At 69.6% G+C, this 21,505-nt stretch carries 16 protein-coding genes and 2 tRNA genes; 13 read left to right on the top strand and 5 right to left on the bottom strand.

All coding sequences use genetic code 11. From position 1 onward, the window contains the following. Positions 1 to 86 precede the first annotated feature (86 nt). Positions 87 to 500 (bottom strand): SsgA family sporulation/cell division regulator, encoded by a 414-nt coding sequence (locus AB0D14_RS28180; RefSeq protein WP_167931486.1) that lies wholly within the window; start codon positions 498 to 500, stop codon positions 87 to 89. Positions 501 to 691: 191 nt separating this feature from the next. On the opposite strand from AB0D14_RS28180, the gene AB0D14_RS28175 reads away from it, so the two are divergent. The 7 genes from AB0D14_RS28175 to AB0D14_RS28145 all read left to right on the top strand — a co-directional run bounded on the left by AB0D14_RS28175 (position 692) and on the right by AB0D14_RS28145 (position 8,373). After that, positions 692 to 1,126 (top strand): TIGR02611 family protein, encoded by a 435-nt coding sequence (locus AB0D14_RS28175; protein ID WP_362784509.1) that lies wholly within the window; start codon positions 692 to 694, stop codon positions 1,124 to 1,126. A 69-nt stretch (positions 1,127 to 1,195) separates the two neighbouring features. After that, a tRNA-Val gene (locus AB0D14_RS28170) sits at positions 1,196 to 1,267 on the top strand. 489 nt (positions 1,268 to 1,756) lie between these two features. Beyond that, on the top strand, positions 1,757 to 3,046 hold the full coding sequence (locus AB0D14_RS28165; protein WP_362784364.1) for an extracellular solute-binding protein: 1,290 nt from the start codon (positions 1,757 to 1,759) through the stop codon (positions 3,044 to 3,046). Continuing rightward, complete coding sequence (locus AB0D14_RS28160) at positions 3,046 to 4,017, top strand: sugar ABC transporter permease (RefSeq protein WP_362784361.1); 972 nt, start codon at positions 3,046 to 3,048, stop codon at positions 4,015 to 4,017. The genes AB0D14_RS28165 and AB0D14_RS28160 overlap by 1 nt, the downstream gene beginning before the upstream one ends. Positions 4,018 to 4,022: 5 nt before the next feature. Beyond that, positions 4,023 to 4,910: a carbohydrate ABC transporter permease gene (locus AB0D14_RS28155; protein WP_362784506.1), complete on the top strand. Its 888-nt coding sequence runs from the start codon at positions 4,023 to 4,025 to the stop codon at positions 4,908 to 4,910. Between the two features lie 7 nt (positions 4,911 to 4,917). After that, positions 4,918 to 5,523 carry a hypothetical protein gene (locus AB0D14_RS28150; protein ID WP_362784358.1) on the top strand — a complete coding sequence of 202 codons (606 nt, stop codon included), beginning with the start codon at positions 4,918 to 4,920 and terminating at the stop codon, positions 5,521 to 5,523. Between the two features lie 102 nt (positions 5,524 to 5,625). Then, positions 5,626 to 8,373 carry a Tat pathway signal sequence domain protein gene (locus AB0D14_RS28145; RefSeq protein WP_362784357.1) on the top strand — a complete coding sequence of 916 codons (2,748 nt, stop codon included), beginning with the start codon at positions 5,626 to 5,628 and terminating at the stop codon, positions 8,371 to 8,373. A 98-nt stretch (positions 8,374 to 8,471) separates the two neighbouring features. On the opposite strand, the gene AB0D14_RS28140 is transcribed toward AB0D14_RS28145, so the two are convergent. Beyond that, complete coding sequence (locus tag AB0D14_RS28140; protein WP_362784354.1) at positions 8,472 to 10,916, bottom strand: hypothetical protein; 2,445 nt, start codon at positions 10,914 to 10,916, stop codon at positions 8,472 to 8,474. A 175-nt stretch (positions 10,917 to 11,091) separates the two neighbouring features. Between AB0D14_RS28140 and AB0D14_RS28135 the strand changes: the two genes are divergently transcribed. After that, positions 11,092 to 11,577, top strand: coding sequence for an SRPBCC family protein (locus AB0D14_RS28135; RefSeq protein WP_362784504.1), 486 nt, complete (start codon positions 11,092 to 11,094; stop codon positions 11,575 to 11,577). Between the two features lie 39 nt (positions 11,578 to 11,616). Beyond that, positions 11,617 to 11,688 (top strand) — tRNA-Val (locus AB0D14_RS28130). Between the two features lie 76 nt (positions 11,689 to 11,764). Here AB0D14_RS28130 and AB0D14_RS28125 read toward each other — a convergent pair. After that, the gene (locus AB0D14_RS28125; protein WP_362784352.1) at positions 11,765 to 12,493 is read right to left on the bottom strand and encodes a 3'-5' exonuclease; all 729 of its coding nucleotides are present in this window, start codon (positions 12,491 to 12,493) and stop codon (positions 11,765 to 11,767) included. Between the two features lie 168 nt (positions 12,494 to 12,661). Here AB0D14_RS28125 and AB0D14_RS28120 point away from each other — a divergent pair, with 168 nt between their 5' ends. The 4 genes from AB0D14_RS28120 (at position 12,662) to AB0D14_RS28105 (ending at position 17,202) form a co-directional block, all read left to right on the top strand. Next, a complete protein-coding gene (locus AB0D14_RS28120) occupies positions 12,662 to 13,228 on the top strand; it encodes a DUF4365 domain-containing protein (RefSeq protein WP_362784350.1) in 567 nt (188 codons plus the stop codon). After that, positions 13,225 to 14,457 carry a hypothetical protein gene (locus AB0D14_RS28115; RefSeq protein ID WP_362784348.1) on the top strand — a complete coding sequence of 411 codons (1,233 nt, stop codon included), beginning with the start codon at positions 13,225 to 13,227 and terminating at the stop codon, positions 14,455 to 14,457. Before AB0D14_RS28120 ends, AB0D14_RS28115 begins: the two co-directional genes overlap by 4 nt. A gap of 99 nt (positions 14,458 to 14,556) precedes the next feature. Further along, positions 14,557 to 16,533 carry a threonine--tRNA ligase gene (gene thrS / locus AB0D14_RS28110; RefSeq protein WP_362784346.1) on the top strand — a complete coding sequence of 659 codons (1,977 nt, stop codon included), beginning with the start codon at positions 14,557 to 14,559 and terminating at the stop codon, positions 16,531 to 16,533. Between the two features lie 108 nt (positions 16,534 to 16,641). Beyond that, entirely contained in the window at positions 16,642 to 17,202 is a 561-nt protein-coding gene (locus tag AB0D14_RS28105) for an HIT domain-containing protein (protein ID WP_362784343.1), read from the top strand. Between the two features lie 49 nt (positions 17,203 to 17,251). Here the strand turns inward: AB0D14_RS28105 and AB0D14_RS28100 are convergent, their stop codons facing one another. Continuing rightward, the gene (locus tag AB0D14_RS28100; protein WP_362784340.1) at positions 17,252 to 18,913 is read right to left on the bottom strand and encodes a hypothetical protein; all 1,662 of its coding nucleotides are present in this window, start codon (positions 18,911 to 18,913) and stop codon (positions 17,252 to 17,254) included. A gap of 167 nt (positions 18,914 to 19,080) precedes the next feature. Then, positions 19,081 to 21,288, bottom strand: a complete 2,208-nt coding sequence (locus tag AB0D14_RS28095) for an elongation factor G-like protein EF-G2 (RefSeq protein ID WP_362784339.1) — start codon at positions 21,286 to 21,288, stop codon at positions 19,081 to 19,083. Positions 21,289 to 21,505: the final 217 nt, after the last annotated feature.

Below are 21,505 nucleotides of genomic sequence, written 5' to 3'. Positions count from 1 at the left end.
CGCCCGTGTGTTCCCTATGTAGTTGTCTGAGCCCGAGCCGTCTCCCCGAGTGGACGGCGCCGGGCGGCTTGGTGCGGAGACCCGTCCTAGCTCTCGGCCAGGATGTGTGAGAGCTCCGTATCGAGATCGAAGTGCCGGTGTTCCGTGCCAGGGGGCACGGCGGCGTCGGTTCGCTTCAGGAACGACTCCAGGGCCCGCGCCGGGGCCTCGAGCAGTGCTTCGCCCTCCGGAGAGCTCAGGGCGATGCACACGACGCCCTGACCGTGACTGCGGGAGGGCCAGACTCGGACGTCGCCGGTGCCGGTGGGCCGGTGCAGGCCCTCGGCGAGAAGGTCGCGGGCGAACACCCACTCGACAGTCTCCTCGGCTCCGGTGTGGAAGGTGGCGTGCACGGCGTAGGGATCGCCCGTGTCATACCGCAGTCCTGCGGGAACGGGCAGTGAGGACTCGCTCGACACAACGAGGCGCAGGTGCAGCTCGCAGCTGACCGTGGTGTTCATAAGCGCCAGGGCCTTTCGCTCAGTGTGCGCTCGGGGATTCGCACGTCGGCGAAATCGACATGCCACCTACGGTGTCGTTGTAAACCCCTCTGAGCGTTTTGCGTGCCTTTAGGTACCTCATCCGGCCGAGTCCCTGTTCGCCTCTTACGCCCATTCCGGTGACCGGATTCCGTCCGGTAGGGTTTGGCCGTATGAATACGGGGAGTGACGGAGCGGGGGAGGTCGCCATGGTGACCGACGAAACCAAGGGCGAGCCGGCGCTCGGATCCCGTGCGCCGCAATTCATCAAGGCACGCCGCATGCTGCATCTGAGCTGGCAGGTGGGTGTGTTCGTCGTCGGCCTCGCGGTCGTCGTGGCCGGCGTGATCATGCTGCCTCTGCCCGGCCCGGGCTGGCTGGTGATCTTCGGCGGCATGGCGATCTGGGCGACCGAGTTCGTCTGGGCGCAGCTGGTGCTCCGGTGGACGAAACGTAAAGTCACCGAAGCGACACAGAAGGCTCTCGACCCGAAGGTCCGGCGACGCAACATCATCCTCACGGCCATCGGGCTGGTGATCATCGCGGTGCTGGTCGGGGTGTACGTCTGGAAGTTCGGCTTCGAGATGCCTTGGAAGATCAAGGAGTAGCGGCGCTCCGCGCACTTACGGGCCGGTCGGAAGCACCCCCTGACATGGGGTAATCTACTTCCTGCGCCCGGGCGATTAGCTCAGCGGGAGAGCGCTTCGTTCACACCGAAGAGGTCACTGGTTCGATCCCAGTATCGCCCACGTTGCCGATAGGCGGCTTGGTTCCACAGAACTCGTGGAACCAAGCCGCCTTTCGTCGTTCTGTGTGGCGTGACCGCGGGGCGGGGCGGGTCGCGGGGAGTTCACCGCCCCATCCCGAACCCCATCCCGAACCCCGCCCCGAACTCCGAGACCCGGCCCACCGCCCTGCCGCCCCGCCTGTCACTGCCACCCCGCTGCCACTCCACTGCCACGCTCCGCCACTCCCGCCCCCTGTTTCAGCCCTCCACCGTTCAACTGTCGCCCTCAATATTCCCGTTCGGCCACCCGACCCACCCCGCTCCACCTGCGAAGCCGCCAAACTCCTCAGTCGGTTCGCCCCAGTTCACGCCGTCGCGCGAGCGGCCCCGTTCATATCAATTCCTGTCCGAATCATTGACGCCCGCTGAGGGCCTCCGTAGCTTGTGCCAGCAAGCGCTTACTTGAAACGATTCATGGCAGCGGACAGTGACGTCGCGGGGAGGCCCGACTGTGGGTAAAAACGGGAGTGTCGAGAGGCGGACGGTTCTCAAGGCGGCCGGGGCGTCACTGGCGACGGTGGGGCTGGCCGCGACAACCGGCTGCGGGGGAGACGGCGGTGGGTCGGGGGACGGGACGGTCGAGATCCGCTTCGCCTGGTGGGGTGCGGAGGAGCGGGCCAAGCGCATCAACCAGTCCATCAAGCTCTTCGAGAAGAAGTACCCGAAGATCAAGGTGAAGACGGACTTCCAGGACTACGTGGCATTCTGGGAGAAGTTCCAGACCCAGGCCGCCGGCGGAAATCCGCCGGACGTATTCCAGAACGCGGTCGCCTATCTGCGGAAGTACGACAAGAGAAGTGTTCTGCTCGACCTCAAGTCGCAGGTGGACGCGGGAAATCTGAACCTCAAGGGTTTCCGTGCCGGGGTCGAGAAGGTCGGCGAGGTCGACGGAAAGCTGCTCGGCATACCCGTCGGCTCCAACACCATGTCGCTCGTCATCGACGAGAAGGTCTTCGAAAAGGCCGGTGTCAAGCCCAAGCAGGGCTGGACCTGGGACGAGTACTTCGGCGCGCTCAAGAAGATCCATGACACCCAGAAGGTTGCGGGCGACACCGGCTACTTCGGAGTCATGTATCTCTACGACCTCTATCTGCGGCAGAACGGCAAGGCGTTCTTCACCGAGGACGGACTCGGCTTCGGGGAAGCCGACCTGACGGAGTGGTGGCAGGACGGCTACAACCGCGTGAAGGCCGGGATCGTCACCGACCCGAAGAAGGTCGAGCAGCTCAAGCCCAAGTCGGCCCTGGCCTCCGGTGACGGGGCGTCCGAGTTCACCTGGGACAACTTCACCGTCCGCTACAGCACGGAGGGCGACAGCACCTACGGGCTGGCGCCGATCCCCACCACCGACGGCAAGGACACCGGCCAGTACCTCGGCTCGCTCATGCTGAGCGGTTCCGCGCGGACCGAGCACCCCAAGGAAGTCGCCCAGTTCATCTCCTTCATGGTGCACGACCCCGAGGTCGGCAAGATCATGGGCTACGACCGGGGCATCCTCGCCACCACGGAGCAGTTCGAGGCGTACAAGCCGGCCGACGCCCCCAACCAGGCGATCGCGAAGTACGAGGAGGACGTCGCCGCGGCCGGAGTGCTCGGGACCATCACTCCGCACCCGTCGGGCGCGGACACTGTGGAATCCGCGTTCCTGCGCATCTCCGGTGACATGTCCCAGGGCAAGACCAAGGTCTCCGACGCGGTCAAGCAGTTCTTCTCCGAGGCGAAGACCGCCCTCGCCGCCTGATGGGAACAGCAGTGACAACGCTCATCAAGGACTCTCCGCCGGATGCCCCCAAGGAGCGTCTCGGTCCCCCCGCCGCCGTGCGGCGGCGGGGCCGCCGGGAGAACCTGGTCGGCTACTTCTTCATGTCCCCCTGGATCGCGGGCTTTCTGCTCCTGACCGCGGGGCCGATGGCCGCATCGCTCTACTTCGCGTTCACCGACTACAACCTCTTCAACTCCCCGAAGTGGATCGGTTTCGACAACTTCACCAGGATGCTCGACGATCCACGGTGGCAGAAGTCGGTGGAGGTGACGGCGAAGTACGTCCTCATCGGCACCCCGTTGAAGCTGCTGCTCGCGCTGGGGGTCGCCCTGCTGCTCGCCCAGAGCCGGCGCGGGCAGGCCTTCTACCGGGCCGCGTTCTACGCGCCCTCGCTGATCGGCGCGAGTGTGTCCGTCGGCTTCGTGTGGCGGGCGCTGTTCTCCGACGACGCCGCCGTGGACCGTACGCAGTCGTTCTTCGGAGTCGACGTCGGAGGCTGGGTCGGCAACCCGGACTGGGTGCTCTACAGCCTGGTGGCGCTCACCGTCTGGCAGTTCGGCGCGCCCATGGTCATCTTCCTCGCCGGCCTCAAGCAGGTGCCACGGGAGTTGTACGAGGCGGCGGAGGTCGACGGCGCCGGACCTTTCCGGCGGTTCTGGAGCATCACCCTGCCGATGATATCGCCGGTGCTGTTCTTCAACATTCTGCTGGAGACGATCCACTCCTTCCAGATCTTCAGCTCGGCCTACGTCGTCTCCAACGGATACTGCGGACCCGCCGACTCCACACTCGTCTACACCTGTTACCTGTACCAGAAGGGCTTCAAGGAGGCACAGATGGGCTTCGCCTCGGCGATGGCCTGGATGCTGCTGCTCGCCGTGGCGCTGGTGACGGTGGTCCTCTTCTGGTCCCAGAAGCGATGGGTGCACTACGAGGAGGCCTCCCGATGAGCACGATGGGTTCCACCACGACCACGACCCCGCCGCGCAAGCCCCTGGAACTCGGGCGCAGACGCAGCGGATCGCTCGCCTGGCACATCGGCGCCCTGCTCGTTCTCGCCGTCGTTCTCTATCCCGTCGTCTGGGTCCTCGGCGCCTCGTTCAAGCCCAGCAAGGAGATCGTCGGCAGTCTTCAGCTGTTCCCGACAGAGCCGATCATCGCCAACTTCAAGGGGCTCGCGGACGGTATCGCCGACGTCTCGATCGCGACCTTCTTCGGCAACTCCCTCTACTACGCCCTCGGGTCCGTCGTCGGCATCGTCATCTCCTGCTCGCTGACCGCGTACGCGTTCGCCCGTATCCGGTTCACCGGGCGGAACCTCATGTTCTCGCTGATGATCGGCACGCTGCTGCTGCCGTACCACGTGCTGCTCATCCCGCAGTACGTGATGTTCCAGAAGCTGGAACTCATCAATACGTACGTTCCGCTGCTGATCGGCAAGTATCTGGCCACCGAGGCGTTCTTCGTCTTCCTCATGGTGCAGTTCATGCGGAACCTGCCCAAGGAACTGGACGAGGCGGCCCGCCTGGACGGGTGCGGGCATCTGAGGATCTACTGGTCGATCGTGCTGCCGCTGTGCCGGCCGGCCCTCATCACCAGCGCGATCTTCACCTTCATCAACGCCTGGAACGACTTCATGGGCCCGCTGATCTATCTCAACGAGCCCAGCAAGTACACCGTGTCGCTCGGCCTGATGCTGTTCCGCGACTCGGACGGCGTCGCCTCCAACTACGGCGGCATGATCGCCATGTCACTGGTGGCGCTGCTGCCCGTGCTGGCCTTCTTCCTCGCCTTCCAGCGCTACCTGATCGACGGTATGGCGACCTCAGGGCTGAAGGGCTGAACCGGTCATGACCCAGACGCGCACGAAGGCTCGTACGGCCGCCGCCGGGCGGGAGTCCGCTTTCGCCGAGCGGTTCGGACTCTTCGCCGAGTGTCTGCTCACCGGGGTGTGGATCGCGGTGGCCTCGCTGCCCGTGGTCACCTACCCCGCCGCGTTCGCCGCCGGGTCGCGGCACCTTCGACGGCGTACGGGCCATGAGGCCGGCGGCTGGCGGGAGTTCGTCGCGGACTTCCGTCTGGCCGTGCGCGGTGGGTGGGTCGCGGGACTGGCCGGGTGGGCCGCGGTCCTCGCGGTGTGGGTGGACGTCCAGGCCGTACGCGCCGGGATCCCCGGCGGCCCGGTCGTCGGGGCCGTGGGGTTGTTCGCGCTGATCGGGCTGGCTGTCGCCGGGCTGCGCGCGGCAGCGGTCTGGGAGCCGGGTGCCTCCTGGCGCGAGCTGCTCGGCGCCGCCGGGCGCCGTACCGTCCTCGACCCCGCCGGGTCCTTCCTGCTCGTCTGTGGACTGGCCGTCGTGGCTGTGTCCGCCTGGTTCGTGCCGCCGCTGGCGATTCCCGTCCTGGGAGCCGTCGCGGCGGCCGCCCTCGCCGTGGAGGAGCGCGGCCGCCGCCGCTGAGTCGGCTGCTCCGGCTGCTCCGAACAAGGTCGGCGCCCGGCGTCGTACCGCGCTCTGTCATGCCCCTGACTTCCTCGTAAGGAAAGGAAAGGCTGAATTCTGATGGCTCCCATCCCCCGCAGGTCCCTCCTCAAGGCGGCCGCCGTCGCCGGAGCCGCCGCCCAGTTCAGCTGGGCCTTGGGCGCGAAGGAGGCGCAGGCCGCCCCGGGAACCGAGGCCGCCGACGCGGACCCGGTGAGCCTGGACTGGCTGGAGGACGGCGGCCTCGGCAAGGCCCCCGGCTCGACCGTGGGCGTCCCCTGGCCGAAGGGCACGTACGAGAAGGACCAGACGTTCGCGCTGACCGACGCCGACGGCAAGGAGGTGCCCGTCCAGTCCTGGCCGATCGGCTACTGGCCGGACGGCTCCCTGAAGTGGACCGCGCACGCCGTCGGGCCAGGGGCAGGAAGCGGAAAGCTCACCCTCGACGCGGGTTCGCCCGCCGCGCCCGCGAAGAAGGTGACCGTCGACAGGCGCGGCGGCTCCATCGAGGTGTCCACCGGTGTCATCACCGCGAAGATCGGCAAGAGCGGGTCAACCCTCGTGAAGTCCGTACTGCGCGGCTCGACGGAGATCGCCAAGGACGGCCGTCTCGTGCTGCTGCGCCAGCCCGAGATCGAGGACGGCGACCAGGGCGCCGAGAGGTACGAGCGGTTCGAGAGCGTCGTCTCGGAGGCCGAGGTCGAGCAGGACGGCCCGGTCCGCGCCGTCGTCCGCATCGACGGCAAGCACCGTAAGGGAAGCAGGAGCTGGCTGCCCTTCTCGGTGCGGCTCTACTTCTACGCGGGCGCCGAGTCGTTCCGCATGGTGCACACGATCACCTTCGACGGCACGCAGGAGCCGGGCAAGGCCAGTGGCGACTTCATTCGCGGCATCGGCGTCCGCTTCAAGGTGCCCATGCGCGACGCCGCGTACGACCGGCACATCCGCATCGGCGGTGAGGGGACCGGTCTGCTGCGCGAGGCGGTGAAGGGCGTCACCGGTCTGCGCCGGGACCCGGGCGCGGCCGTGCGGACGGCCCAGTTCGAGGGCGAGAAGCTGCCCGATCCGTCGACCTGGGACCAGCGGGTGACCACGCGGCTCCAGTACATCCCCGAGTGGGGCGACTACACCCTCTCGCAGCTCTCCGCCGACGGCTTCACGGTCCGCAAGCGGACGAAGAAGGGGCACGGCTGGATCGGCGCCGGCGGTGGCCGGCGGGCGAGCGGCTTCGGTTACGTCGGCGGCGCGAGCGGCGGACTGGCCTTCGGGCTCCGGGACTTCTGGGAGAAGTTCCCTGCCCAGCTCGACATCCGCGACGCCCAGACCGACGAGGCCGAGGTCACCCTGTGGCTCTGGTCGCCCGAGTCGCAGCCGATGGACCTGCGCTTCTACCACGACGGCATGGGCCAGGACACCTACCCCGAACAGCTCGAAGGCCTCAACATCACCTACGAGGACTACGAGCCCGGCTTCGGCACCCCCTACGGCATCGCCCGCACCAGCGAACTCCTGTTCTGGGCGCACGAGTCGACGCCGAGCGCCGAGGCGATGGCCAGGCAGGTGGACGCCGTACGCACCCCGGCGCAGCTCGCCGCCCCGCCCCGGCAGCTCGTCGAGGCAGGCGTCTTCGGCGGGCTGTTCTCCGAGCCCGACCGCTCCACCGCCGCCAAGGCGAAGATCGAGGACCACCTCGACTTCCTCTTCACGTATTACAAGGACCAGGTGGAGATGCGTCGTTGGTACGGCTTCTGGGACTACGGCGACATCATGCACTCGTACGACCCCAGCCGGCACCAGTGGTGCTACGACGTGGGCGGCTACGCCTGGGACAACTCCGAGCTCTCGCCCGACCTGTGGCTCTGGTTCGCCTACATGCGCTCCGGGCGCGCCGACATCTTCCGCTTCGCGGAGGCCATGACGCGGCACACCGGCGAGGTCGACGTCTACCACCTGGGCAAGTGGGCGGGCCTCGGTACCCGCCACGGCGTCCAGCACTACGCCGACAGCGCCAAGCAACAGCGCATCGCCAACACCACCTACCGCCGCTACTACTACTTCCTCACCGGAGACGAACGCGTCGGCGACCTCATGCACGCCAACGTCGACTCCGACGAGACGTTCCTCGTCCTCGACCCGATCCGCAAGATCCGCACCGAGCCGTACGAGCCGGACAGGAACGCGCTCTCGATCGGCTTCGGCACCGACTGGAGCGGCCTGGTCTCCGCCTGGCTCACCGAGTGGGAGCGGCGCGGCCCCAAGTGGGAGAAGGCGAAGGCGCGGGTCCTGTCGACGATGGAGACCATCGCCGCCCAGCCCAACGGGTTCGTCCAGGGCAGCGCCCTGTACGACCTGGACACCGGGAAGTTCGCCGTCGCGGGGAAGGCCGTGGTCGGGGTCTCGCACCTCTCGGCGATGTTCGGGCTGGTCGAGCTGAACGCCGAACTCCTCGACCAGATCGACATGCCGGAGTTCAAGGAGGCGTGGCTCGACTACTGCCGCTACTTCAATGCCACGAAGGCCGAGCAGAAGGCACGCTACGGCTCCGACTTCGGCTCCCTGCTGCTCTTCCAGGGCCACTCGCGCCAGGACGCCTACGCCGCGGTCGAGCTGGGCGACGACGCGCTGGCCGCGCGGGCGTGGCGGCAGTTCTACAACAGCGCCGACACGTGGGACTACAAGGAGTCGACGGACTGGTCCACGAAGAAGGTCGAGGGGCCGGTCGGCCTGGTCGCCGGAAGTGAGGCGTCGTGGGTGTCGACCAACACGACGGCGCTGTACGGGTTGGCCGCGATCCAGAATCTGGCGCTGATCGGCGACAAGATGCCGTGACGCATCCGTCAGGGGCGGGGGAGCGACCGCGGGCCCGCCGGGGCCGGCCGTGCGGTCACTCCCCGCCCCTGACGGGGCTGCCCCCGACGGGCGCCCCGTCAGCGCATCTTTTCCAGAATCTCTCGGACGCGGCGGGCGTCTCGCAGGCGTTGTTCGTACGTGGCGCCCAGCGCGAGCAGCAGCAGACCGGCGAGTGCGGGAGGCGCCCAGCGCGGTACCGCGCCCATGGCCTGGGCGATGTACGGGGCGAGTTCGTGCAGCGCGACCAGGACGAGCGTGCCGCCACCGAGGACGAGCGGTGCCCGGAGGCGGTGCCGGACGCCGACGAGGGTGACGGCGAGCGCCGCGGCGCCCAGCAGCAGGGGGCGCGGCCAGTCCGCGTCACCCCACACCGCCAGGAGACTCGGCACGAGCGTCACCGACAGGCCGGGCCCGTACGCGATCCAGGACGAGGCCTGCGCGTCACGGCTCCGGCGGAGGTACCCGACGAGCAGCGCGGGCACGGTCACCGGCAGCGTGTACGCCTCCGGGGAGCCGACCTCCCAGGCGCCCAGCCGGACCCAGGCGGCCAGCACGAACAGTACGGCCGCGGCATGGCCGACCCGCCTGCGGTCCGGGCGTACGGCCGTGCCCGCGGCGATCACGCCGCACAGGGACAGGACGAGGGCGAGCGTGGGCGGTTCGCCGAGTGCGAGGACGATCGCCGCCGGCCCCGCGACGGCTCCCGTGATCTCGACGGACGCCTTCAGCGTGGCGTCACCGAGCCGGGGCGCCAGCACCGCGGCCGCGGCGGGCACCACCAGGACGAGCAGCCCGATGTGATGCGGCTGCCAGTCGAGAGACGCGCCGGTGGCACAGGCGAGCGCGGTGGCGTACGCCAGGGAGGCGGCAGCGCAGACGGCCCGGAACCTCTCCTGCCCACGCCGGGCGGCGGCCGTCGCGAACAGGACCGTCAGGCTCCCGAGGACGGCGAGTGTGGCGGCCTCGGCGGCGAGGGAGAGGGCGACGAGGTGGAGTGAGCCGAGCAGGGCCAGACAGAGCGCGGTCGTGGCCAGGGGCGACAGCCGACCTGCGGTAGGGGAGGGGAGTGGCGAGGGCCGGTCGTTCGTCGGACTCGTGTACGCCGCCGCTGCCAGCGCCGCCACCGTGGTCACTCCCAGCGCCGACAAGGTGGCCGGGTAGGGGAGTTCCAACGTGGCGGGCAGGACGAGGGCGGTGGCCCAGGCCAGGGCCAGTGCCCCGCCCAGGGCGCGGGACCGGTGCGGGCCGCCTCGCAACGCCAGGGCCAGGACGACCGCGACCGCGGCCAGTACCAGCGCGGCCGTCTCCATGCCGGGTGGCCAGGGCGCGGAGACCGTCACCGCGTCACGGGCGTCCGACGGCGCACCGGACCACACCCGCCCCGCCCAGCCGGCCGGGCCGAGAAGCACCAGGCCGAGCAGGGGCAGGGTCCACGCCACGGCGAGGGCCTGCACCGTCACGGAGGCCCACCCCAGACCACTGCGTACGGTCCCGGGCAGCCAGGCGCCCCGTACGGCAGGCAGCGCGATCGCGCAGGCCAGGCAGGCCGGGACCGTCCACACGTCGGGCAGTACCGAGTGCAGCGCGCCACCCGCCGCGGCGACGGCGATCAGACCGCCGGCCGACGCCAGAGAGAGCGCGGCCCGCGCGGCGGGGGCACGCCATGCCGCCCCCAGCGCGATCGCCGCGGCGAGGGCGAGGAGCGCCGCCGCACGGGTGGCGGCGCTCGGACCGGTGGCCCCCCACGAGAGGAGACCGGCCGACAGGGCGCCCCAGGCGCCCGCCCCGTACGCGCCGACTGCGGCCACGACCCGTACGGACCGCACGGACACCGAGAGCGCGACGGCCGTGTCGAACGAGGCCGTCGCCAGCATCGCTGCTGTGATCGTGTAGTCGCCCGCGTCGGCCGCGAGCACCCAGAGCAGCAGCGGGAGTTGAGCGGCCGCCATGGCCGCCGGGAGCGGTGGGCGCAGGTCACCGAGGACGCGTCCGTACGCCGTCCACAGCGCGGCCAGGAGGGCGGATGCCGCCGCCGCGTAGCCGGTGCCGTCCACCCCGGAGAGGGCGGCCTCGTGCAGGGCGTAGGCGTCGAGCACCGTCAGTGCGAGACCGAGACCCGCCACCGACTCCGCCGTCGAGCGGAGCCCGCGCTTCAGCAGCGGCACGGGCGCGGCGAGCGCGGCCACCGTGACCGCGCCGAGGACCGCCGCCCGCCCGGCGATGCCCATGTCCCCCCAGCTCACCAGTGTGAACGCGATCGCCGCGACGGTCAGCAGGACGCCGCCCAGTACGAGCAGCACGTTCTGCACACCGGGGGCCGAGGCCTCCTCCCGTCGGGGGCGGGGCGTGTGGGCGGGCCAGATGACAGGGACCTGGGCCGGGGTCGCCTGGGACCCGGCCGACCGAAGCACATCGAGCAGCCAGGCCCTGCGGGCCAGCAACTGGGCCTTACGGGCGTCCAGTTGCAGCAGCTCGTGGTCGAGGATCCGCAACTCCTCAGCCGGTGGCGGAATGTTCGTCATGTCCCGGAGTGTGGTCCTGGTCACGCCGCAGGACATGAGCGAACGTACTCAGGACGTACTCAGATCCTCCGTGGGGCATCCGTGGGTCATCCTTGGATTCATGGGCCGTCCGTGGGCTGTCCGTGAGGCAGGGGGGCTTCTTGCCGCGGGCGGGCAGACTCGGACCATGAAGCGCATGGACTGGACGCACTACCGCTTCCGCAGCCTGTGGAGCCTTGCCGCCCCGCTCGACGACGTCTACGGCGCGCTGGCCGACGCCGAACGTTATCCGCGTTGGTGGCCGCAGGTGCGCGAGGTGACACCCGTCGACGAGCTCAGCGGCGTCGTCCGTATCCGCTCGGTGCTGCCGTACGACCTGGTGTTCACCGCCCGGGAAGTGCGCCGCGACCGGGCCGCCGGAATCCTGGAGATCACGATGACGGGTGACGTCGACGGCTGGGCGCGGTGGACCCTCGCCCCCGAAGGACCGGGCACACGCGCCCGCTACGACCAGGAGGTCCAGGTGACCAAGCCCCTGCTGCGGCGGCTCGCCGTACCGGGACGGCTCGTCTTCCGCGCCAACCACGCGCTGATGATGCGGGCGGGACGGCGGGGGCTGGCCGGCCACCTTCGCGAAACCGGGAACCGGGAAGCGGGAAGCGGGGGCCGTGAAGCGGTTTGAAGGAAACGCACGGGGGCCTGTATTGTTCGGTGCGTTCCCGGGCGATTAGCTCAGTGGGAGAGCGCTTCGTTCACACCGAAGAGGTCACTGGTTCGAACCCAGTATCGCCCACCGGGAAAGGCCGGTCCGTCACAGACGGACCGGCTTTTTGTATCGCCCGTGACCCCATGGCTCCGTGGCCTTGTCCTCAGGCCGCCGCCGCCCGGAGTTCGGGCCGCATGGGCCAGGACGGATCGACCGCCTCCTCCACACCGCTGCGGGCGAACCACGCCTGGAGGCCGCGGGCCTGCGCGGCGTGCCAGGCGGTCTGCAGCGTGTGCAGTTCGGCCGGCGAGAGCCGCTCCAGGCGGAGCGCGAAACGACGCCCGACCGCCCGTACGACCTCCAGGGACGCCAGTGCGTCGGCCGCCGCGTCATGGGCCTCCTGCAGCTCCACTTCGTAGTGCGCGCACAGGTCCGTGAGCGTACGGCGGCCCTTGCGGTAGCGGTCCAGGTGTTTGTCGAGGACCCGCGGATCGAGGACGCGCAGGGGCACGGACTCGAACCAGCGGTCCAGCGACGATGCCCGGTGCCTGCGCAGCTCCCGGTCCAGGAGCGTCAGATCGAAGGGCGCGTTCATCACCACGAGCGGCCGTCCCGCCGCGCTCTGTTCGGCCAGTTCCCTGACTATCTCGTCCATCACCGGCGACGGCCAGCGGCCGTTGCACCGCAGGTGCTCATCCGTCAGACCGTGGATCCCGGTGGCTTCCTGGGGCACCGGGACTCCCGGATTCACCAGCCAGCGGCGCACTCGCGGGCGGCTGCCGGGAGCGTCCTGGACGACTACGGCGGCCGACACGATCCGGTCGTTCTCCACGTCGACACCGGTCGTCTCGGTGTCGAACGCGGTCAGGGGTCCTTCGTACCAGCACGTCATACGCACACGCCTCCTCGTTCACGTTCGGCAGTTGACGCGCCGTCCCCTGCCCTTTTTGTGATACCCGGGCTGTTTGCGCTGTACGCCGAAAGGAGACAACAGAGGTACGAGTCTTTGCAGTTCAGCGACTCGTCGCAGGAATTCACCGGATTCGGAAGGCTGTTGGACATGGCGCTCGCGCAGCCCGAGCAGGGCGGGCTGCTGCCCCGGCGGACGGCACCGCATCGCGGCTCACTGGCCACCACGGCATGCATGGAGACACTGCAGGTCGGTTATCTGCACGCGGTGGCGGCCGCCTCGGGCTGCTCCCTGTCCCAGCCCTTTCCGGACAACGGCATCGACTGGCACGTCAGCCACAGCGCCCCCGGGCACACGGTCGACGACGAAGTCACCATCAAGGTGCAGCTCAAGTGCACGTACCAGATCCCGCCGAACCCGCCGGGCTCCGCCTTCTCCTTCACGCTCGACAACGCCCACCTGGAGAAGCTGGCCCGGACCCCGGTCTCGGTGCACAAAATACTGGTCGTGATGCTCGTGCCCAGGTCACAGGACGACTGGCTGCGTGCCGGCCACGACCGCCTCGACCTGCGCCACTGCTGCTACTGGATCAACCTCGCCGGACACCGGATCACCGGCCGGCGCAGGACCACCGTGCGGATACCGACCTCCCGCGTCTTCGACGACCGGGCGCTCTGCGAGATCATGACGCGGGTCGGTACGGGAGGCAGACCGTGACGCACCGCCCCATCGACGAGCCCCTACGCTCCGTCAGGCCTCACCCCGTCGAGCCGCCGGGCCTGTGGGAACAGCCTCCCCGGCCCGAGCAGGTGGACCCGGCCGTCCTCGGCGCGCTCCTTCACCGGCACGGCTGGCAGCGCCGCGGCGGAGCGCCCGGACGGTACGGCCGCTGGACCCCACCCGGGCCCGGCGGCTCCGGCACCAGCCTGCTCGTGCCGGAGAGCCGGGCCTTCCCCGACAGTGAGGACCTCCTCGGGGAGGCCCTCGTCGCGCTGTTCCGCAGCGGGTCGCCCTCCGCCCGTGACGTGCTGGTCGGACTCGCCGTGCCCAGCGACGAGATCCGCTGGTGGCGCGATGTGCCGACGGGCCCTGTCGGCGTCTCGCCGTGGACCGTCGAGGAGCAGTTGCGCACGGCGGCGCGGCAGATGCTGCTCGCGGGCGCCCTCGCCGCACGCGCGCGTGCGGGCTACTACGGCGCCCGGCACCGCAGGCCCGCCGCCGCGGCCCTGGAGAACGTGCTCGTCGGAGCCGCTCCCGGCGGCCGTCAGCTCACCGCCTTCGTGCCGGTCGCCACCGGCCGACCGCTCGCTGTCCGGTTCCACCACGCGTTGTACGCGGCCCGGGAAGCGATCGACTACCAGCGCGCCACCGGTGGCATGGACGCTTTCGACGGTGCGGTCGAGGCGGGAGTGAGCCATGAACTCACCGAGGCGCTCGTGGCGCTGGTCAGGGGTACGGAAGGGGCCAGGATCGCCGTCGAGTGGGCGCCCGCCGCCGGGATTCCCGAAGGGTGCGCGGCGCTTGCGGAACCCGTCGAGTTCTCGCCCGGAGATCTGCCCGCGCTGCGTGCGGCGGGAGCCCGCTATCTGCGCGAGGAGCCGCCCGTGCCCGTGCGCGTCACCGGAACCGTGGTGCGGATGCGCAGGTCCGGGCCACGCGGCGAGGGAAGCGTACGGCTGAGGGTCATCGCGGGAGCCGAGGTGCCGCACATCCGGATGACCCTCGACGAGGAGGCCTACCGGATCGCGGGGCACGCCCATCTGGTCGGGCTGCCGGTGCGGGTGCACGGGCGCCTGGAGAGCCGCGGCGGATTCCGGCGGCTGACCGGGGCGGCCGGGGTGACACCCGTACAGGTCGACGAGGCGGAGCGGGACCGGCTGATGAAGTCGCTGCAGGAGACCGCCGAGATCGCGGCCTTCGTCGAGGAGGCGTGCGGCGGGGACTGAGGACGACTGTTTCGCGAGGGGTGCCCAGGGCTCGGTAGTATCGCGAGCAGCATGGCAGCGCCATGCTGCTCGCGTTACCCCCTCAGTCAGGAGAGTCCGGTGTCAGACGTCCGTGTGGTCATCCAACGCGATTCCGAGCGGGAAGAGCGCGTGGTGACGACGGGCACTACGGCGGCCGAGCTCTTCACCGGTGAGCGCACCATCATCGCGGCCCGGGTGGCCGGTGAGCTGAAGGACCTCGCGTACGAGGTGCAGGACGGCGAGACCGTGGAGGCCGTGGAGATCTCCTCCGCGGACGGCCTCGACATCCTGCGCCACTCCACCGCGCACGTGATGGCACAGGCCGTGCAGGAGCTGTTCCCCGAGGCCAAGCTGGGCATCGGCCCGCCGGTCAAGGACGGCTTCTACTACGACTTCGACGTGGCGAGGCCGTTCACGCCCGAGGACCTCAAGGCCGTCGAGAAGAAGATGCAGGAGATCCAGAAGCGCGGCCAGCGGTTCTCCCGCCGCGTGGTCACCGACGAGGCCGCCCGCGAGGAGCTGGCGTCGGAGCCGTACAAGCTGGAGCTCATCGGCATCAAGGGTTCCGCCTCCTCGGACGACGGCGCGGACGTCGAGGTGGGCGGCGGCGAGCTGACCATCTACGACAACCTCGACGCCAAGACCGGCGACCTGTGCTGGAAGGACCTCTGCCGTGGTCCCCACCTGCCCACCACCCGTAACATCCCGGCGTTCAAGCTGATGCGCAACGCCGCCGCGTACTGGCGGGGCAGCGAGAAGAACCCGATGCTCCAGCGCATCTACGGCACCGCCTGGCCGACCAAGGACGAGCTGAAGGCGCACCTCGACTTCCTCGCCGAGGCCGAGAAGCGCGACCACCGCAAGCTGGGCAGCGAGCTGGACCTGTTCTCCATCCCGGAGCAGATCGGCTCCGGCCTGGCCGTCTTCCACCCCAAGGGCGGCGTCGTCCGCCGGGTCATGGAGGACTACTCGCGCCGCCGGCACGAGGAGGAGGGCTACGAGTTCGTCTACACCCCGCATGCCACCAAGGGGAAGCTCTTCGAGACCTCGGGCCACCTGGACTGGTACGCCGACGGCATGTACCCGCCCATGCAGCTCGACGAGGGCGTGGACTACTACCTCAAGCCCATGAACTGCCCGATGCACAACCTGATCTTCGACGCGCGCGGCCGGTCCTACCGTGAACTGCCGCTGCGGCTCTTCGAGTTCGGAACCGTGTACCGGTACGAGAAGTCGGGCGTCGTGCACGGCCTGACCCGGGCCCGCGGGTTCACGCAGGACGACGCGCACATCTACTGCACCAAGGAGCAGATGGCGGAGGAGCTCGACAAGACGCTCACCTTCGTCCTCGGCCTGCTGCGGGACTACGGTCTGACCGACTTCTACCTGGAGCTGTCCACCAAGGACCCGGAGAAGTTCGTCGGCTCGGACGAGGTGTGGGAGGAGGCCACCGAGACGCTGCGGCAGGTGGCCGAGAAGCAGGGCCTCCCGCTCGTCCCGGACCCGGGCGGCGCCGCCTTCTACGGCCCGAAGATCTCCGTCCAGACCAAGGACGCGATCGGCCGGACCTGGCAGATGTCGACCGTGCAGCTCGACTTCAACCTGCCGGAGCGGTTCGACCTGGAGTACACCAGCCCCGACGGCTCCAAGCAGCGGCCGGTCATGATCCACCGTGCGCTGTTCGGCTCGATCGAGCGTTTCTTCGCGGTCCTGCTCGAGCACTACGCGGGTGCGTTCCCGGCGTGGCTCGCGCCCGTCCAGGCGGTCGGCATCCCGATCGGCGACGCGCACATCGACTATCTGCACAAGTTCGCCGCCGAGGCGAAGAAGAAGGGGCTGCGGGTCGAGGTCGACTCGTCCTCCGACCGTATGCAGAAGAAGATCCGCAACGCGCAGAAGCAGAAGGTGCCCTTCATGGTCATCGCGGGCGACGAGGACATGGCGGCCGGCGCCGTCTCCTTCCGCTACCGCGACGGCTCCCAGGAGAACGGCATCCCGCTCGACGAGGCCATCGCGAAGATCGCGAAGGTCGTCGAGGAGCGGTCGCAGATCTGATGCGCCTGAAGGCCCCCGGGAAGCTCAGCTCCCCGGGGGCCTTTTGCTCCCCGGGGACCGTCATCCCTTGGCTCGACCCGGCGACATGCCGCGAGCGGGCGAAGCCATATGCTGCATCACATGACGAGTGAGCCGGAGCAGCAGATCGGAGTCGGCACACAGGACGCGTTCCAGCGCCTGTGGACGCCCCACCGGATGGCGTACATCCAGGGTGAGAACAAGCCCACCGGCCCCGGGGCCGACGACGGCTGCCCCTTCTGCTCGATTCCGGCGAAATCCGACGAGGACGGCCTCGTCATCAAGCGCGGCGAGCAGGTCTACGCGGTGCTCAACCTGTACCCGTACAACGGCGGCCACCTGATGGTCGTGCCCTACCGGCATGTCGCGGACTACACCGATCTGACCGTCACGGAGACCGCCGAGCTCGGTGAGCTGACCAAGCAGGCGATGACCGCGCTGCGGACCGCCTCCGGCGCGCACGGCTTCAACATCGGTATGAACCAGGGCTCGGTCGCGGGGGCCGGTATCGCCGCCCACCTCCACCAGCATCTCGTGCCCCGATGGGGCGGCGACACGAACTTCATGCCGGTGGTCGGGCACACCAGGGTGCTGCCGCAACTCCTCGCGGACACGCGGAAGATGCTCGCGGAGGCCTGGCCCTCGGCCTGAGCCCATGGAGTGTCCGCCGCGCGGCGGTGTGTCCGCGCGGCGTGGACGTCTACGCGTCGTACAGGTCCGCCTTCCTGGGGGAGACATCCTGGACGGCCGTGCTGAGGGACGACGAGCGGCTGCCGAACTTCTCGGTGTCCACGCCGTTGTCGTTCAGCACGCGGATCGCGGCCGCGTGCACCACGCGCAGCACGGGCGTCGCGGCGCGCAGGGCGTCGTCGGCCATGAAGCGGTGCCGCCAGGGCTTGGCAGCCCACGCGTGGCGCAGGCCGAAGGGCTCGGGCAGGGTCAGCTTGCCGCCGAGCCAGTCCAGGATCGGCGGATACCAGGTGAACGGGGCGCGCACCGCGAGCCGTACGACCTCGTCGGCGTCGATCAGCGGCAGCTTCTGTGTCTTGGTCTCCCAGAACCTGACGGTCTTCGCGACGGTCTTCGTCTTGGCGGCGGGCCCGCTGGTGAAGAGCGAGTGCACGGGCCCGAGAGCATGCCCCGTGACCTCGATACGCAGCGTCTCGTGCAGCACGGTCACGGTGATCAGCATGGTGATGATCAGCTGGCCGTCCCAGAGCGTCCACTGGACCCCGAGGTAGTGGCGGTCGCCGCTGCCGAACTGCTGCTTGTTGCAGATCTCCTGTATTTTGTGCGCCTTGACCTGGTACGCGTCCACATCGGTGCCGCCCGGGCGGGAGACCGAGCCGGCGTTCTCGTTGATCGGCGTGACCACCCAGTGCTTTATCAAGGGGGCCGGGAAACCGCCGGTGTTGAGCGGACCGCGCTCCAGCATGCGCAGCTGGTCGTGGATCGACCGGATGACGTCCCAGCTGCGGAACGGATGGATCTCCTTGGTGGGATCGGCCGACACCAGGTCCTCGGCGAGCTGCCAGCTGCCCCAGCGCGTGCCCATACCCAGTATTCCCTTGGGGCCCGCGTAGAAGACCGCGTTGGACTGCTGCTCGGCGCTGAGCCGGGCCAGGCCCTGGCGCAGCGTCTCGGCCGCCGTCTCGCCGGGGCTGCCGGGCACCGCCTCGGGGATCTTGGCGCCGATGCCGCCGCCCGCCAGCAGGCTGCTCCAGCGATCCCGAAGATCATGCGCGGTGCGCTCGCAGATCTGCTTCGCCCAGACCCAGCCGAGGACGGGTGCGACGATCGCCCCACGCGCGTACCAGGCCCAGAAGCCGGTGAACGGCATCTTCACCAGGAAGAGGACCGCCAGGGCGCCCACCCCGACCAGGATCGTGGTGGCGAGGGCGCCGGCCCGCTTGTCCTCGGCCTTGGCGACCGACCTGCGGATCTGGAAGACCAGCAGCCAGACGAGCAGACCCGGCAGGAAGATCAGGCCGGTCAGCACCATCACGGCCGTCAGCCAGCTGTCCCGCTCCTTGCGGATGCGGTTCGCCGCCAGGCAGTGCTCCACGACCACCTGCGGTTCCGTACCGAAGGACTGGATGAGCGGGCTGCGGCCGCCGCCCAGCATCCGTACCTGCACGGCTCGGGAGAACGCCTCGCCCAGATTCGGCTTGAAGATCGACGCCCATTTGCGGCCCGGCGAGACACTCGACTTGTGCCACTCACTGTTGGCGTCGAGGATCACTTCGACGGGACTGTCCCGGTAGGCCGCGGAGGCCAGCGCGAACGTCGCCGCCGTCTGTCCCGCGGAACCCGAGAGCGGAACCTGTGCCCCGGGCCTGAAATCGAATCCGTCGTCCGCCATTGCCGCCCCCCATCGCCGTGCCCCGCTGCTGCGGCTCTTCCCGACTTCGGTGCCCCGCACACCTGTTGATCAGGTCATCGTCTTGATCAGTTTCCCAGAGTATCGGCAGGGACCGACAATCGTCGGCGGACGGCCACAGCCGTCCGCCGGTCCGAAGGGGGCGTCAATCAGGGATTGCCCTGCGCCTGTTCGCGAATCCTGTCGGTCAACTGCGGTGGCATCGGCTCGTGTCGGGCGTAGGTCCGGTTGAAACGTGCGGTGCCGTGCGAGACGGAGCGCAGATCGACCGCGTACCGCCCGATCTCGATCTCGGGCACCTCGGCCCGTACGAGGGTTCGGCCGCCGGCCGCCTGCTCGGTGCCGACCACCCGTCCGCGCCGGCCCGACAGGTCACTCATCACGGGTCCCACGTACGCGTCGCCCACCAGGACGGTCACTTCGGCGACCGGCTCCAGGAGGTGGATCCGCGCGTCGGCCGCGGCCTCCCGCAGCGCCAGTCCGCCGGCGGTCTGGAACGCCGCGTCCGACGAGTCCACGGAGTGCGCCTTGCCGTCGAGCAGCGTGATCCGCACGTCGATGAGGGGGTAGCCCGCGGTCACACCCCTGGCGGCCTGGGCGCGCACGCCCTTCTCCACGGATGGGATGAACTGTCGGGGCACGGCCCCGCCCACCACCTTGTCGACGAACTCGATGCCGGAGCCGCCGGGCAGCGGCTCCACCTCGATCTCGCAGATCGCGTACTGCCCGTGTCCGCCCGACTGCTTCACATGGCGCCCGCGTCCCGCCGACCTGGCGGCGAACGTCTCCCGGAGGGACACCTTGTGCGGTATGACATCGACCTGGACGCCGTACCGGTTGCGCAGCCGTTCCAGGGCGACGTCCGCGTGGGCCTCGCCCAGGCACCAGAGCACGAGCTGGTGGGTGTCCTGGTTCTGTTCCAGGCGCATCGTCGGGTCCTCGGCGACGAGCCGGCCCAGGCCCTGCGAGAGCTTGTCCTCGTCGGCGTTGCTGTGCGCCTGGATGGCGAGTGGCAGCAGCGGGTCGGGCATCTCCCACGGCTCCATGAGGAGCGGTTCGTCCTTGGCGGAGAGCGTGTCACCGGTCTCGGCCCGGTTCAGCTTGGCCACGCAGGCCAGATCGCCCGCGATCGCGTGGGTGAGGACGCGTTGCTGTTTGCCGAAGGGAGCGGAGAGGGCGCCGATGCGTTCGTCCGCCTCGTGGAGGGCACGGGCCTCGTGGCCGCGGTCGGCCAGCCCGTGCCCGGAGACGTGCACCGTCTCGTCGGGGCGCAGCGTCCCGGAGAACACCCGCACCAACGAGACCCGGCCCACGTACGGGTCGGAGGCGGTCTTCACCACCTCGGCGACCAGCGGCCCGTTCGGGTCGCAGGCCTTGACCAGGCGGGCCCGGCCGTCCGGGGTGGTGACCGCCGGGGCCTCGCGCTCCAGCGGGGTCGGGAAGCCGCCCGTGATCAGTTCGAGCAGCTCCACCGTGCCCAGCCCCTGACGGGCGCCCTCGGCGGCGGGCGCGGCGGCCAGCACCGGGTGGAAGACCCCGCGCGCGACGGCCCGCTCCAGGTCCCGCACGAGTGTGCTGACATCGATCTCCTCGCCGCCGAGATAGCGGTCCATGAGGGTCTCGTCCTCGCTCTCCGAGATGATCCCTTCGATCAGCCGGTTGCGGGCCGTCTCGATGAGCGGCAACTGCTCGGGGCCGGGCTCGGACTCCTTGCGCTCCCCGGAGGCGTAGTCGAACAGCCGCTGCGAGAGCAGGCCGATCAGTCCCGTCACCGCCGTGTGTCCGTCGGGTCCCTGGGGCCCGTGCAACGGCAGGTACAGCGGCAGTACGGCGTCGGGGTCGTCCGCGCCGAAGGCCTCCGCGCAGATCCGTGTCATGTCGTCGAAGTCGGCCCGGGCCGACTCCAGGTGCGTCACCACGATGGCCCGCGGCATGCCGACCGCCGCGCACTCCTCCCACACCATGCGCGTCGAGCCGTCCACCCAGTCGGAGGCCGAGACGACGAAAAGGGCCGCGTCCGCCGCTCGCAGACCGGCCCTCAGCTCGCCGACGAAATCGGCGTATCCGGGAGTGTCCAGAACATTTACCTTGTACCCGTCCCAGTCGATGGGGACCAGGGAGAGCTGCACCGAGCGCTGCTGCCGGTGCTCGATCTCGTCGTAGTCGGATATCGTGCCGCCGTCCTCCACGCGGCCCGCCCTGTTCACCGCTCCCGCCGTCAGCGCGAGAGCCTCCACCAGAGTTGTCTTGCCCGATCCGCTGTGGCCGACCAGCACCACATTCCGTACGGACGCGGGGTGGTCGGCCGCCGTAGCCCTGCCGGCGGCTCCGGGGTGTGCGTTCGCCTTGTCGCCCATGGCCTTGCCTCCCGTACACGGTGAGGTCACTGTGGGCGCGGGCAGGCGGATCCGCGTATGGCGGCTCCGGTGACGCCCGCGGTGTCATCGAGCTTTGCACTCGTGTCACGGTGCGTCCATACACCGGACGCGATCGTGCGCCCCGCCCGGATGCAGGCCGTCGCGATCACGCGCGTCGGCCGGATGTCACCAGGACGTGACCCGGGGCGCGGGTGCC

Source organism: Streptomyces sp. NPDC048484 (assembly GCF_040651415.1).
Lineage (GTDB): Bacteria > Actinomycetota > Actinomycetes > Streptomycetales > Streptomycetaceae > Streptomyces.
This window is presented reverse-complemented; position numbering and strand designations above follow the sequence as displayed.